At 47.3% G+C, this 13,716-nt stretch carries 16 protein-coding genes; all 16 read right to left on the reverse strand.

From position 1 onward, the window contains the following. Positions 1-922, reverse strand: a 922-nt coding sequence (locus tag LC033_RS10155; RefSeq protein WP_226568134.1) for a phage baseplate upper protein, incomplete at its 3' end; no start/stop codon positions are given. 14 nt (positions 923-936) lie between these two features. After that, entirely contained in the window at positions 937-2,817 is a 1,881-nt protein-coding gene (locus LC033_RS10160; RefSeq protein WP_226568135.1) for a right-handed parallel beta-helix repeat-containing protein, read from the reverse strand. 12 nt (positions 2,818-2,829) lie between these two features. Next, positions 2,830-4,221: a phage tail protein gene (locus LC033_RS10165; protein ID WP_226568136.1), complete on the reverse strand. Its 1,392-nt coding sequence runs from the start codon at positions 4,219-4,221 to the stop codon at positions 2,830-2,832. A gap of 11 nt (positions 4,222-4,232) precedes the next feature. Then, entirely contained in the window at positions 4,233-5,660 is a 1,428-nt protein-coding gene (locus LC033_RS10170; protein WP_226568137.1) for a glucosaminidase domain-containing protein, read from the reverse strand. Between the two features lie 15 nt (positions 5,661-5,675). After that, positions 5,676-8,465 (reverse strand): phage tail tape measure protein, encoded by a 2,790-nt coding sequence (locus LC033_RS10175; protein ID WP_226568138.1) that lies wholly within the window; start codon positions 8,463-8,465, stop codon positions 5,676-5,678. A 21-nt stretch (positions 8,466-8,486) separates the two neighbouring features. Beyond that, complete coding sequence (locus LC033_RS10180; protein ID WP_226568139.1) at positions 8,487-8,744, reverse strand: hypothetical protein; 258 nt, start codon at positions 8,742-8,744, stop codon at positions 8,487-8,489. A gap of 56 nt (positions 8,745-8,800) precedes the next feature. Next, positions 8,801-9,187 carry a hypothetical protein gene (locus LC033_RS10185; RefSeq protein WP_226568140.1) on the reverse strand — a complete coding sequence of 129 codons (387 nt, stop codon included), beginning with the start codon at positions 9,185-9,187 and terminating at the stop codon, positions 8,801-8,803. Positions 9,188-9,242: 55 nt separating this feature from the next. Further along, positions 9,243-9,785 carry a hypothetical protein gene (locus tag LC033_RS10190; protein ID WP_226568141.1) on the reverse strand — a complete coding sequence of 181 codons (543 nt, stop codon included), beginning with the start codon at positions 9,783-9,785 and terminating at the stop codon, positions 9,243-9,245. Between the two features lie 42 nt (positions 9,786-9,827). Next, positions 9,828-10,202 (reverse strand): minor capsid protein, encoded by a 375-nt coding sequence (locus tag LC033_RS10195; RefSeq protein WP_226568142.1) that lies wholly within the window; start codon positions 10,200-10,202, stop codon positions 9,828-9,830. Next, positions 10,202-10,612 carry a hypothetical protein gene (locus tag LC033_RS10200; RefSeq protein ID WP_226568143.1) on the reverse strand — a complete coding sequence of 137 codons (411 nt, stop codon included), beginning with the start codon at positions 10,610-10,612 and terminating at the stop codon, positions 10,202-10,204. Before LC033_RS10200 ends, LC033_RS10195 begins: the two co-directional genes overlap by 1 nt. Continuing rightward, entirely contained in the window at positions 10,609-10,947 is a 339-nt protein-coding gene (locus LC033_RS10205) for a hypothetical protein (protein WP_226568144.1), read from the reverse strand. The genes LC033_RS10200 and LC033_RS10205 overlap by 4 nt, the downstream gene beginning before the upstream one ends. Beyond that, the gene (locus LC033_RS10210; protein WP_226568145.1) at positions 10,948-11,334 is read right to left on the reverse strand and encodes a hypothetical protein; all 387 of its coding nucleotides are present in this window, start codon (positions 11,332-11,334) and stop codon (positions 10,948-10,950) included. 16 nt (positions 11,335-11,350) lie between these two features. Beyond that, a complete protein-coding gene (locus LC033_RS10215; RefSeq protein ID WP_226568146.1) occupies positions 11,351-11,560 on the reverse strand; it encodes a hypothetical protein in 210 nt (69 codons plus the stop codon). Beyond that, the gene (locus LC033_RS10220; RefSeq protein WP_226568147.1) at positions 11,560-11,844 is read right to left on the reverse strand and encodes a hypothetical protein; all 285 of its coding nucleotides are present in this window, start codon (positions 11,842-11,844) and stop codon (positions 11,560-11,562) included. Before LC033_RS10220 ends, LC033_RS10215 begins: the two co-directional genes overlap by 1 nt. Positions 11,845-11,892: 48 nt before the next feature. Next, positions 11,893-12,996, reverse strand: coding sequence for an SU10 major capsid protein (locus tag LC033_RS10225; RefSeq protein ID WP_226568148.1), 1,104 nt, complete (start codon positions 12,994-12,996; stop codon positions 11,893-11,895). 11 nt (positions 12,997-13,007) lie between these two features. Beyond that, the gene (locus LC033_RS10230; RefSeq protein ID WP_226568149.1) at positions 13,008-13,679 is read right to left on the reverse strand and encodes a phage scaffolding protein; all 672 of its coding nucleotides are present in this window, start codon (positions 13,677-13,679) and stop codon (positions 13,008-13,010) included. Between the last annotated feature and the right edge of the window lie 37 nt (positions 13,680-13,716).

Below are 13,716 nucleotides of genomic sequence, written 5' to 3' on the forward strand. Positions count from 1 at the left end.
AACGGTGGTTAGGCAAATCTTTTGATCCTGCAATTGCGTAAAATGTTCCTTGTCCTAGACCGTTATTGATAACAGTATCTAAAATACTGACAGATGTGTCTTTAATAGAGATTAAAGGCGCACCGTCATCCGCCGTAATCTTACGTTGTTGAAAATTCTCTACATTATCCTGCATAGTTTGAAGCGCTACATCTACTTTCTGCTGCGCCCCCGAAGTCGTTTCCTTCGAGTTCCAAGTAGCCCGCTCTTCGTTAGTGACGTGCTTTATAGCATCGTTAGCATGGGCGGTTACTTTTGCTTGCGCACCTGCTGTCGTCTCTTTGGCGTCCCATTCCGCTTTCTTCTGCGTAGTGACGTGCACGTCGGCATTATTAGCATGAGCATCTACCTTCGCCTGCGCCCCTGCCTTTGTTTCCACGTTATCTAAAACTTCGAATTTCTCTTCGATTTCCGCAACGGTTGCTACTACGTCATCATAAAGATCGTTGATTTGCTCGCGTAAGGCTTCAAAATCGTCAATATAATATTCCGCAACTGGTGCGATATTCTGGTCGATGAGCGACCGGTCGACGCTAAAGCCGAATTTATGAATCGAAAGCGCTTGGCCGTTCGTGTAATAAAGAAGCAGCTCGGCTTTTACTGCGCCGTAATGACGAATTTCATCTGCGCTCAATACGTATTCTGCAAGCCCCTCCGGTTTATTCACTAACGTAATCGCACGCACAAAACGGCTACCATCCGCCATCGCAAGCACTAACTTACCAACGACGGCCGACAACGGTAACGGAACGCCATCTTTCGTGAGTTTAAAGGATAGGCGCGCCGTATTTATATCTTGCGTGCTGAATTGTATGGCGGCATTGACAGGCCGCTTTGTTTGCGCATTGACGTCGAAAGACAAAGCGCCATCTTTTGCTAACATCCATTTTCCTCCCTTTAAATAACGTTCTCGGTCGAATTGATCGGGTCTATACTATTATCGTTATAGCTGTCGTCAAAGCCCGCACCCTTTACATAGTTTCCATACGACGAAATTTGCGAGCACTTATTCGTCAGATAAATGCCGTGCCGCATTCCTAGACCGGTGACGTCGTTAAATGCGCACATAGAGCGCGCGACGCCGGATAAGAAAATGATCCCGTCATAACCGTCGCTCTTCGTCGCCCTCGTTCCAACGTCTACAAGCACATTAAAAAAGACGCGAACTCTTCGCGATGCTCCTGATACGGAGATTCCGGAAAAGCCTACGTCCTTTAAAATGTTATTTGCGACAGTGACGTTATTACAGCTACCTTCTTCGATACGGATTCCGTTTCCTTTAACGCCGCGCAACGTATTAGCTGTGGCAGAACCGTAAGTGCTTCGTGTGATTAAAATTCCGTGGTGGCCTACGTTGTCGACTACGTTATTTGCGATCGTATAGTTATACACGTCTGAGACTTGAATACCGTGACGTTTAACAACGCCGTCAATTACGTTTCCTGAGATAACAACATCGTCAATCGTTTGATAATCTTTTCGCCCGTACACTTGAATTGCGTGATTCTTCGTGATGTTCGTGATCGTATTCTCGGTAATTACGTGATGCTTTGTTTTATTTACGCGTCCAGTCGTATTTCCGCTGGCATCCTGCGTGTATTGCGCCGTGACTTTCGGCAGTAGAATACGGATGCCTGATGCGCAGTTGTTTAGTTTGTTTCCGCTGATGCGCGTATCGTACCATTTGTTCCCGCTGATCGCGTACTCAGTCGTGTCCTCGATGACGTTATCTAAAATACGGATGACCGAATACCACACGCCGTCCGTACTTGTATGAGAATCGACCGCACGTGCCCAACCGCCCAGCTTGCTTGATCGTCCGAAATAATTGCCGCGGATAATGATGTTCCGTGTTACGGTTTGATCGTAAGATCCGAATGCGCCGAAGTTTGCTGAAGATCGCATTAGGTCGAGTTGAATCGCCGCCGAAAACCAACGGTCACCTACGTAGTCAGCGTACCCCTTAAACTTTACATTCTCGATTAGTACGTTTTGGTTGCCGGCACAGTCAAATGCGTGACCACCTGCGACATCAAGTACGGTAATATCTCGGATGATAATTCCGTCAGCATGCGCAAACCCGAGTACGGAACACTGCTGTTTGATTACAGCGCCGTTACTGTCGAATGTACCTCCGCCCTCAATTACGATGTTTCCGTGACCGTTATAACTGCTGAAATTATCCATTTCATGTCCGTTAACTAGCATCGACCCGACGAAGTTTCGCTTGATAACTGCGCCACCTTGAACGATCAGCCGCGTGTTTCTGAAAATCCGTAGCGTACGAGTTTGCGTGTAGTTTCCAGGCGGAACCACAAGCGTAATAGGCATAGACTTAGATAGGTCCAGCGCCGCCTGCATCGCATCGTCAAAGTTTCCGTATTTCTCTAAGTACGGACGCAACGATACAAATACGGCCATGTCTTCGATCTTCCTCGTTAACTTGGCGAAGTCATAGTCGAAGCGATCTTTCGCGGTCAGATGCGTAGATGCGTCAAGCGCTACCCGCAGATCCACGACTTCTTTGACGTCATCGCCGTCGTGGTTGACCACGAGATTTGCAAAACGCGCTTGTAAATTATCGAAACGGTTAGCCGCAGTAAATGGTCCGTGCTGAATTTGATCGGACTTGTGTGCGGGCGATGCGTTTTTATGGGCGTTTAGCTCGGCGGTCGCTTTCGTAAAACCCTGCTCGATGTTGTCGAAGTTATCGTTTAAGTTGTTTCGAGCAATACGATCCCACGCAGCCGCTATCCGCTTTAAAAATACGTTAGCCATTTAGTGCCTCCTTTATTTTGATTCTAGCGCGGCCACTCGCGCAGTCAGCGCCGCTATATCCGATGCGAGCTTATTTAGGTCAACGTTTGGGCCGGAAGAACTGACGCTGACTTTCGATATTTTTACATAGTCAGTCGACGACATCAGGCCGGCTTTTGATGAGCTCGCCATATCTACTTGCGGCTTACCGTCCGGCCCAACTACGATACTTTGGAGCTTCTGAAAACCGTTCGACGTCATTAGCCCGTCTGAAACCGCCGTAGCTGGCCCGTATTTCGGTATAGTTGTCGGATCATAACCATCATCAAAACTCGCATCACTACCGATACGTATCCCCGACCCTATCGAGCTTCCTTTGACTTTACCGGCTGCGTCAAATAACTTCGATACGCGTTTTTCTGTCTTCCGGAAGTTCTTCATGTCCGTTTTAATATCGCGTTTAAGTTTTCCGAACGTATAAACCGGTGATTTATTCGGGTCTGAATAACGCTCAACGCCGACAACCTTAATTCGCTTGTTGATTCCGAACGGATCGATCATGCACCATACGTAATCACCTTTTCGTATGTCTTGTACGCCGAAGTATCTTAGCTCCGTATAAGTCAGCGTCAAGGATAACTCGATCGTGTCCGTCAGTTCTTCTTGCAACCGAAGTTCTAATTCGTCGGCGTTCTTATCGGTGTAAGCATCGTCGCGGATGGGTGCTGCGTGTTTGATGCCGTAGATTTCCGCTAGCGGACTCGTGTATTCAAGCTCGACTGCATATGCCTTCGTTTTGTCGTTCTGCTTACCGTAGCCGCGAATGTAGGTTTTTAAAGAACTCGTATCGACTTCCGCTTGTTCGTCGCGTGAATTAAATTTGTGTCGTATCTGATAATCGGTATCACGTCCGAGTTCTTTGGCGATAACTACCTTCTTTCCGGAAAACGCATATTCTGCTTTATATTTATCGAGAATATCCCGTAATAAATCGTTAGAAAATCCGTCGCCAAAATCTTCGAGTTCAAACGTCGCCCCTAGCCCTTCCGGAGAAATATCGTAAGAATAACCGGACCCTTCAAGCGCAATCGCAACCATGTCATCGATGGTCATCTTCTTTTTCTTGCCGGACTTGCTATAGACGTAGTTGTCGGCTAGATCGATCAATGGTTTATAAATCGCAGTAGCCGATACCTTGACAGTACCTACTGCGGTGACCGGGTTAGTTTTTTTGATAACGTACTCTTCTCCGTCGCAAACAAAGGTATTCTCGTTCTCAATCAGCCCGAAAGAATGATCGTTTCTTCTCGTTCTGCTTACCGTCACATCAAGCGATTTCTCATTCTCGGCCGTCTCACGCACCGTACAATCGTAGTCAGTAAGCGACTCGACTTCGCCTCTTACCGTTTTTATAAGTAGCTCCATCGCGTCACCTCCTAGAAATAATAGAAACGGAAATCGAATTTGATTACGAAAGATCCGCTAGTTCCCGACAACACAAAATCATTCCACCCCGGCTCTAGGCGAATCGTATGCCGGTTTGTATCTCCGAAAATACTAACTCCGTCTTTTCGAGCCTTAACACCGTCCAATGTAATTGTCTCTTTAGACGTCGTATCTCCGGTATATTGCCACGCATCGCCGGTCGTTTTGTTCGTGATCTTTAATTTAGAGGAAGCCCCTTTATACGAAATGACGAACGGAAGTTCCAACGGATCAATACGAATAGCCCCCGCATTGTAAATACGGAAGCTCTTTGACGTATGTTTATAGACCGGAATAGTATCTTCTAGGTTTTGGCCGAACTGCCAAAGACTTGCGTCAAAGGTAAACGGATCCTGCGTCGTTCCGACGGATTCGCAATAAGGAGAGGCGCTTTCGAACGTTAGAGTAAAGTCGGCTACGCTTCCGCTTCTTTCCGGGTCAAAACTATCGCTTAATTCAACTCGCCATCGTTTCTTCGGGCTTCCCTCCGAAATTAGATAAAACACGTCATCCTTGTAAAGTGCGTTATAAATTTCGTCGCGTAGTAAATAGAAGTCGGCTGCATCTTCGGCGTACATCGTGCATTCGGCCGTTATTCGACGATTCCCGAAGTCCTTGCCTGTGCGATAAGAGCCGTTCTTGCCCGGTATATATTCATAGGCGATATTCGGAGAAGGTGCGGATACTACTAAACTGCGCACCAATACCGATAGATCCCTCGCCATATCAATTAACGTTCCATTTCGATATTGAATACGGAAGTTTGCATCCGAACGCGGAATCGCTGAAGATCGTCCGAAGACAATATCCGGCGAGAATGCATCTTCGTTGAAGTTTTCGTCGATATCAACAACAGACGGCTCTGGTTTCGGTTGCGCTGGCTTGTCAACGTCGGTACTCGTATCCGTTGTCTTCTTCGTATCATACTTCGTCAGGTTATGTGTCGCAATGATGTTGTTTAGTTTCGTCGTGTACGCTGGGTCCGTTGCGTATCCAGCACTTACGAGCGCCTTCGTTGCTTTTCGATAGTTCGTTTGTCCGACGACCGCTTTATAGTGATTCGGATCCCAGCTCGTTCCGTTAATGTATAACTTCGCGAGATCCTGCATTGATTCGTACCATGACGGATACTTACGAAAGTCAGCGTACACTTGAACATTCCGCCCGTTATATACTTCCCACGTCAACATACGAATAGAAGCGCCTTTATATGATCCTTTGACGCCGAACAAGTTCTTACCTTTCGTAGCCAAGCCCGAATTACCATAACCGGATTCTAAACACCCTTGCGCAATTACTAGCGATGCAAGTATGTTGTAATTCCGGTATATTTTCTGTGCGTCCGGCGCTATTGCTTTGATAAAGCTAGCGTTGCTCAACCGCTCACCTCCTCTCTAATAACTGCTTCGATCTATTCCGTCCATCTGACGTCTACTTACGTGCGGTTCAATGATGCGACCGACCACTTCCGCTTCCATGATTACGGCGCTGTCTCCTTTTGCTTTAAGCGTAGCATCCATCGATTTTAATAGGCGTGTTACTTCGGAAGAAGCAAACGGCGTACCATTACCGATATTGGCCGTATGGCCTGCATCTAACATCCGGAATAAATTCGCTTGCTGCGCTTCCGTCAAGACCATCTCGTTTCTTAGCGCGCGGATATCGACTTCATGGCTCATCGGACGATCAATAAACTTCGACGCCATGCCGCCTGAATGTAGCTTGCCGGCTGGTTTACCGACGATGCCTCCGACATGGTAAGTCCCTTCGTTTCCGCGCCCACGGCTGACGGCTCGTTCCGTTTTACGTGTAACGTCCGTCGTGATAACCGTGATACGCTTACTAAGATCCTTGCTAAGTTCCGCATTCATAGTCGAGGCTTGACCGGTAATTTCGATGACTTTGTTTTTTGTCTGCTCTAATTGCGAGATTTGCTTGTTTATTGCGGCGAGTGATTCGCGGTATTTCTGCGTATTCTTTTCCGCTTCAGATGTGTTGTTGATTAGGTTGGAACGCGTATCTTTTAGTTTTATAATCTCTCGATCAAGTACGGCGACTCCTTGACCTTTCTTCGCGTTGAGTCCGACTTGACTCAACGCTATATTGATTAACTTCTGATTAACCTGATCGAGCTTCCCGATTTCCTTTTGTACCTCCGCAAGATTAGCTTTTTTGCTCTGAAGAAGTTCTGTACTTTTTATTAACTCGTTACGCATCTGTTCAAGTCGATGCTTCTCTGTGTCGAGGGCGACCTTGTGAGATTGGGCTGCCGCTTTATCACCGCGTTCTTTTGCGTCTGCGATGCGTTTTTCGATACCTTCCACATCCTTAAGTTGATCCGCTACAGCTTTTTCTTTGGAAACCCGTTGTTCTTTAATTCCGTTGATCTCTTTCTCTAATTGTGCTTTTTTTGCTAAGTTGCCTTCCATATTCCGCTCGGCGATTGTCTGCTGTTTTTCGAGTTCCAAACGCAGCTCTTCGTATTTCTCCTCACTAAGCCGTTTCATCGCCTCGGTATTCTTTGCGATCGCATTACCCTGCGCCGAGAAAGCCGCTTCTGTTTCCGGCGACTTCTTGATGATTTGATCATTCAGCCGCAGAAACTCGTCGAATTCCTTATTCGTTAGTCCGGACTTCTTCCGCAATTCATCTTGTTCCGCGTTTAACCGCTTAATCGCCGCCGAATCTTTCTCGTTAGCCAGCGCGTCCTTGTTGTCTAAATAGCGCAGTAATTCGTCATTCGTTAGCTTCATCTTCGCCTGCAAGCCGTCGTATTCTTTGATCGTTTTGTTGATCCCGTCGACTTCCTTTTGCTTTGCGTTGGCCGCTTCTAAGCTGACGGTGTTTAGCGCTTTATAGCCCGCGGAAACCCCGACTAACAATCCGCCGAGTACCGAAAGGCCCGTTATGATCCAGCCGGCCGGTCCCATCGCAGCGAATAAGCCACGCAATGCAAAGCCGAGCTTGACAGCCGAAGCCGCCGTAAGCGCAATAGCCGCCGAAGTTCCCGCCATTGCAAGTCCCGTCGCCGTTACGCTCGGGTTGATCTGACTGAATAAGCCGACTAGCTTCGTACCTTGATCGACAATTGACCGTATGTGCGGCAAGAACTCATTTCCGATCTTGATTCCGAGGCCACTGAGTGCCGACGTAAATTTGTCGAAAGATCCGTATAGGTTATCCATCTGCTTCTTTGCTACGCTTTCAGCCGTTCCGGCGGAGTTCTCCAACGTCTTCGTGTACGATTTAAGTGCGCCCTCGCCTTCGGACAACAACGCTACAAAACCCGAAGCCGCCTCCGTGCCTACCACGCTTGCGATAGCCGCCGTCTTTTCAGCTTCGCCTAGATCGCCAAACTTTTCGTTTAGATGTCCGATTATCTCCGGCAGTGGCTTCATTTTTCCCTCCGCCGTCTCGACTTCGATGCCATACCGTTGCATGACTTTAGCTGCGCGGCCTACCGGATTGGCAAGACGTAGCAAGCCCGCCCTTAGAGCCGTACCAGCCATCGAGCCTTGAATACCCGCGTCCGACATTTTCCCAACCGCCGCAGCCGTCTCTTCAAATGTAAAACCGAGAGACTTTGCGACTGGGGCAACGTATTTCATCGCGTCTCCTAGTTGTGGTAAGTCGGTGTTTGCCGTGTTCATCGTTTTGACAAGTACGTCTACCGCATGCGTTGACTCCGTCGCCTCGATGCCGAAACCGGTCATAATGTTAGATACAATATCCGCCGACGTCCCCATATCAACCGCCGCTGCCGACGCAAGGTTGAGGACGGCCGGAAGCGAGCCTATCTGTTCTTTAACGCTAAAGCCCGCCATAGATAAGTATTGGAGGCCCTCCGCCGCCTCGGTCGCCGTAAACTTCGTCGATTCTCCGAGATCCATTGCGATTTTCTTTAAATCCTCAAAATCCTGTCCGGTCGCACCTGATATAGCACCGACCTTAGACATCGCCTGCTCGAAGTCGGCTGCGGTTTTTACCGATACGCCAATTCCGGCAACGACCGCGCCGCCTACCGCTAAGGCCGCCGTTTGTACGAGACTCATCTGCTTGCTTAGCGACTTAGCCGAACTGCCCATCTGACGCATTTGTCCTTCTGCCCGAGAGACTCCGGCGCTGAATTGCGATGAATCAAGTTCAAGACGGGCGACGATTTCGCCTACTGAAGTTCCCGCCATTCGTTTCCCTCCTTTCCTCCGTTATTTAAAGAAGTTCCGCAATTGCTCGAACTTATCACGGTCAAAATCATCACGTTCTACATAGCCGGCTTGCTTGCGTAAGTCTTTTAATAACCGTTGATAGTCTTGATCTTCCATCGCGCGCCCCTCAGTTCCGACAAGCGTCGAAATCATAGAAAGCCGTTCAATTGCGTTAGACTTCGTTTTTGACCGCAAGAATTTCGGAATGTCGACCATGTAATAATCGTTTTCTATTTGCCGCTGTGTGACGCCAAGCAAGATCGCCGCATCTATTAAGTAGCCATCGATTGTGTACTCGCCTTCATCCGCTTGCTTTATTCCGTTGGTGCTTTCGGAAGAAGGCTTTTCAGGTTTTTTACTACGGATTGCAGACGATTCTTCTCGACCACTGCGACTAAGAAATCGGTAATCTCATCGGTTCCGGCGTTTTCGAGTACGTAGTCTTCTTCTAAGCCGGAAAGGACTGCGACAATCTTAGCGACTTCATCCATCGCCAACTTAGCCGCAGCAACTAACGTGGAAGCAAAATCGTCCTGACCGGTCGTGCTTAAAACCGTAATAAATAAATGCGGCAGACGATCGACCACCTCGAATAGCGCCTTCCATTTGACTGGCGTTAGCTTCGGTACTTGAACCGTCTTGTCGCCGAGTGTAAGTTCGCTTGATACCTTTTTAGTGCCTCCGATACCAAATAAGCTCATTGCGTAACCTCCTTTCAAAATAAAAAGACACCGCTGTTAAGCGATGCCTTCCGTTTTATTCGGCTGATTCGTCACCCATGATATATAAAAGACCGTCGTTGTCTGTGTCAGGATACGCTTTAAACGTCAGATTTGCAATTCGCTCATCGTCTGAGTTATACGTATATTCGGGATCTGACATGGCACCCGCAAGTGGAATCGTGATGTAATCGTTCGGCGTCGTGCTAGGTGATGTAGGTTTAATGACGAGTGGCTTTGCTGCTGCCAACATATCAAAACCTGCTTGCCCCGATACTTCTAGCTTCATTTTTGCAGGATCTGTACTGTCTTTAGTGAGCTTACTGTTCGGCATTGCTGCGGCCAGTCTTTCTAACTCGTGAAGTGCGAACGGTACCGTAACCTCAGCATTACGTCCCTTCATCGTCGACTTGACCGGCGTATCTCCGTATTGATCAACCGTCGTGTCTTGAATCGACGTCTCCGCCTTAAAGACGATCCCGCCTTTAGTGATGTCAAACGTCACCATATCAGCACCTTCGCCGTATTCAACGATTGCCGGACCGATAGGAACGTTAATTCCTCTAATTCCTGCCGCCATCTGTTTTCCTCCTTTTATATTTGCGCAAATTAAAAAGCGCCTCTAAGGGCGCTCTACGCAATCGAAATTTAATGAATATATCGGACAATCGGATTCATCGTCTCCTAAATACAATGGCGCCGAGTTATTGCAGCGTATTTGTACGATCGAGCTTCCGCCGACCTGTACCTCGGTCACGTTCGTAAGCGCATCGTATAATTCAAACGCTTTGTCTTCCGCGCCTGCCCCGTCTCTAGCTTCGCCTCGCACTAATACTTGAAAAGACGGCCGCTTTAAGCCGGTGTACTTAGACGTCGGAAATCCACCCGTCAACTTAACCGAAATTGCGGCGCCTTTGCTATCTACCGGAAACTTATTTACGTAGTATTTGCCGTCAACTTTCGCCTCAATAAAATCGATTAGCTCGCCTACGCGCATTAGATCAGCCCCCTACGAACGCCTTCAGCGATCCAGCGTACGTATTTTTCGGCGTTTCCTTTTAACGGACGTTCGAGGTATTTGTTGCCGACCTCGTAGCCGTCGATACCGCCCGCCGCTTGAGATGCCGGTCCGAGGTTATAGTCCATTTCGTGAGTCCATATCGCATAGTTGAAGCCGCCTTCGACCGCTCGAAAAGAGACGTCCACGACCGCTTTACCTTTCGATAGCTTATAATTCTTCTTAATGCTCGCACGCAACGTTCCTTTATCAATCGGCGCAATGTTCTGCGCAATCCTACCAAGGTCGTCGCCGGAATCCCCTAACGCTCGTGCGGCGCTTGTGAGGGCGCTTCTGCTTGCATTGTTTATACCGGTTATGAAACTGCTCGCATCAAACGTAAAACTCATAGGTACACCTCCGTTAATAACGCTTTACCGTCTATATGTCTCTTAACGTTGATTTCCTTCGGTCTCTTTTCCATTGTTTCTCCGAGCTCATTCGTATAAGAGATAACGTCGGTATAACGCACGTCAGCTAGGCGATCTAGTAGAATACGAGCCGATGCGACGGCCTCTTCGGATTTAACCACACCGTTGTTGCGCGACTTGACCGCGGTCGATCCTTCGTCGATACGACATTTTAGCGTAAACTCAGCGCCATCGTTGACTGGGTTGCCCCAGCGATCAAGCTCGTCAGAAGGTCGCTTCACCGTGATAGTTTGGCGCATTGGAAAAATCGCCATTTATAGCACCGTCCTTCTGATGCGCTTGCCTCCGATTGGGACTCCGTTTTCTTCTTCGATAGCTGCGATCGATTCTCTCGGAATCAAGTCTTCGTCCTCTACCCGCAATGTATCCTTATAGTTGAACGAGCCGACCCCGGTGATCGAGAACGAAGAAATACCGTGCTTATTCAGTCGGTTCGTATCGTTGTACGCGATAGCTAGGACGTTAACAAACTCGTAGACTGCTTTGTTCGGTATAACGTATTCAGGAAACACACGCGTAAGGGTTTCGAAAGCTCGGTTTAAAAGCCGTTCTTTCTTCGCCTCATCTGCGTTAATCCAATCCTCGGTATCTACTAGAAACGCATTAATATAGTCGTTTGCGCCTTCTACTGTAGCAGCCATTCGCTCCCACCTCCTATTATTTTGCGGAGGATTTACGGGCGGTCTTTTTAACTGGCGCAGACTTCGGTTTATCCTCCGATTTTATACAAGTAACCCACTTCGGACACAAGCCGTCTAGTAGTTTTATCTCATCTGAATTATCTGTTTGATATATCCCAGCGTGATCAAACACAATCTTGTTGGAACTTCCTATCATATAAAAAGGCGTCGCTTTATAAATCGCCATTAACTAGACTCCTTTCCTTCTAACGCCTCCACACGGCTTTTTAATTCGTCTAAAATTGTCTTGACTTCAGAATTAAGGTTATCGAGAAAAACGCTTCCCTTTCCGATGGTTCGAGAGTTTACAGCTCCATCCCCAATATGTCTATTTTTAATTGCGCCATCTTCGATAACTAATGATCCGCCTTCAGAAGATTGAAGGTTTTGGATAATGTTACCTAGTTTCAGTTCGTTAGCAATAGGCATAGACTCGTTCAGACGTTGTTTTTGACTCTCTGTTATCGCCATACGTAATTCCTCCTTTCAAAAATAAAAACGGGCAATTAATCCCGTCGATTAAGATACAGTCTTTGCGATGTTTTCGAGAATCGCAATTTTTTCGTTAGCGTTTTTAACTTTAATTCCGTACTCTCCACGAATCTGTCTTGCGACAAAGTCTGCGCCCGGAACACTCGCATCCTCATCGTATACAGAGCGCCCAGTCAAAGGATGTAGCGATAGGATGCTTCGATCGAACAGTGCGATTTTATCTTTCGGGAAGTTAGGATCGACAACGACCGTAGCTACGCCGCCACCAACCATATCCGAAACAAACGTGCTGATTCTATGTCCTGTAGCTGCGTCTGTACGTTCAGTTCGGATAGTATCTGTCGCCATTTTAGAAATCTGACGAGCGCCCGCAGTATTTGTTAAAATCGTATTTACAGAGCCGCCTCTGAGATATACCTGCTCCATTAATGAGTTAATATCTTTAGCCTCTACTTCTTTTTCTTCTAAGTTTGCTTTCGCCGATCCTTTAAGATTCGCAAAGTTTAAAAGGCCACCTGTCATACGTGGCTTACCGTCAATTCTACGCCCATAAATCAACCAGTCGTTGAACTCGCGTGCCATTTCTTTTAGTCTTAGTTGCACTTGATAGTTGAGTTCGTCCGTTACGTTGTGCGTTCTAACCGCTTGTTGGGTGTTGGATACCGCTGCATATCTTTCGATGATCTGCGTGAAGTTGTAATCAACGTAGCGGTCGTGCCCCTCGTCCATGCCTACGCCTGCTCCTTCATTTTGCGGGCGTGAAACAATACGCAATTCAGAGCCGGCTTTTAGCTCTTCCTGAGCAGTACCGTCAAAACCTCGAATTACTGTCAGTACATCGCCCGAAACGTCTGTAACTTTTAGGTACTCTTCTCCGATAACAACGATAGCGTCTTTACGAAACTTAGACCCATCGTCTTCCGCAACTGTAATCTTACCGTCTGTGCCTACTTCTTTGACTGTGGCTAAGTTCGAGTTTAAACGGTCTGACATCCACTCGAATTTAGTTTGGAAGAGAGCTTCACCGCTTAAACCAACAAGACCTAAAAGAGTCGGCTCATCCTTCAAAATTAAATCGATTCCGGCGTCTAGCTGACGTACTTGATCCTTAAAGTCATAACTTGTTAACATTTAGTTTCCCCCTAATTATTTAGTAGACTTTTTAATTTGTTAGAAAGCTCAATTACTTTGGAAAAGTTCTTTTCTTTCTTCGCTGTAGTTAATTGAGCTTCTAAAGTCTTGACTTCCCCGCCCGATTCTCCGCCTCCATTTGTAGCTTGGCCGATCGACTTACTATTTTGAGTGGATTTAATCAGGTAAGGTTTATTGTCAACGATCTCCTTAACAACGCCTTCGATTCCGAGCACTTTACCCTCCTCGACCTTAACTTCTGATAGGTCTGCAAGGCGTAAGGCGTCGTCAACATAAGCGATGTTATGAGCCGTAGCAATCTTAATAAACTCGTTCGTAATTTTGTTTTGTTCGTCCGCTTTTTTAAGATCCTCGATCTGCTTCGCAAGAGACTGTTCAGACTCAGATTTCAATTCTAGTTCCTTTTTGATGCGCTCTAGTTCCGGCAACTCTGCGTCTGCCTTTTCTTGCTCCGCTTTTTCGAACGCTGCGACTTTCTCTTTTAGATCTCCGTAATCTGCGTACTTAGATTCAACGCGACTAATACGTTTAGTAATCATCGTATCTAGTTCTTCTTGCGTTAGTTCGATCTTCTGCGGTTGCTCTGGCGTTTGTTCTTCGCCCTGCCCGCCTCCCGCTTGATCATCTGCGTCAAATAACGGCATAAATCGTTTTACAAACATATCGTCCTCCATCCGTTTTAAGGCCGTCGCCTATTAG

The organism is Bacillus stratosphericus, assembly GCF_020524495.1.
Taxonomy (GTDB): Bacteria; Bacillota; Bacilli; order Bacillales; family Bacillaceae; genus Bacillus; species Bacillus stratosphericus_B.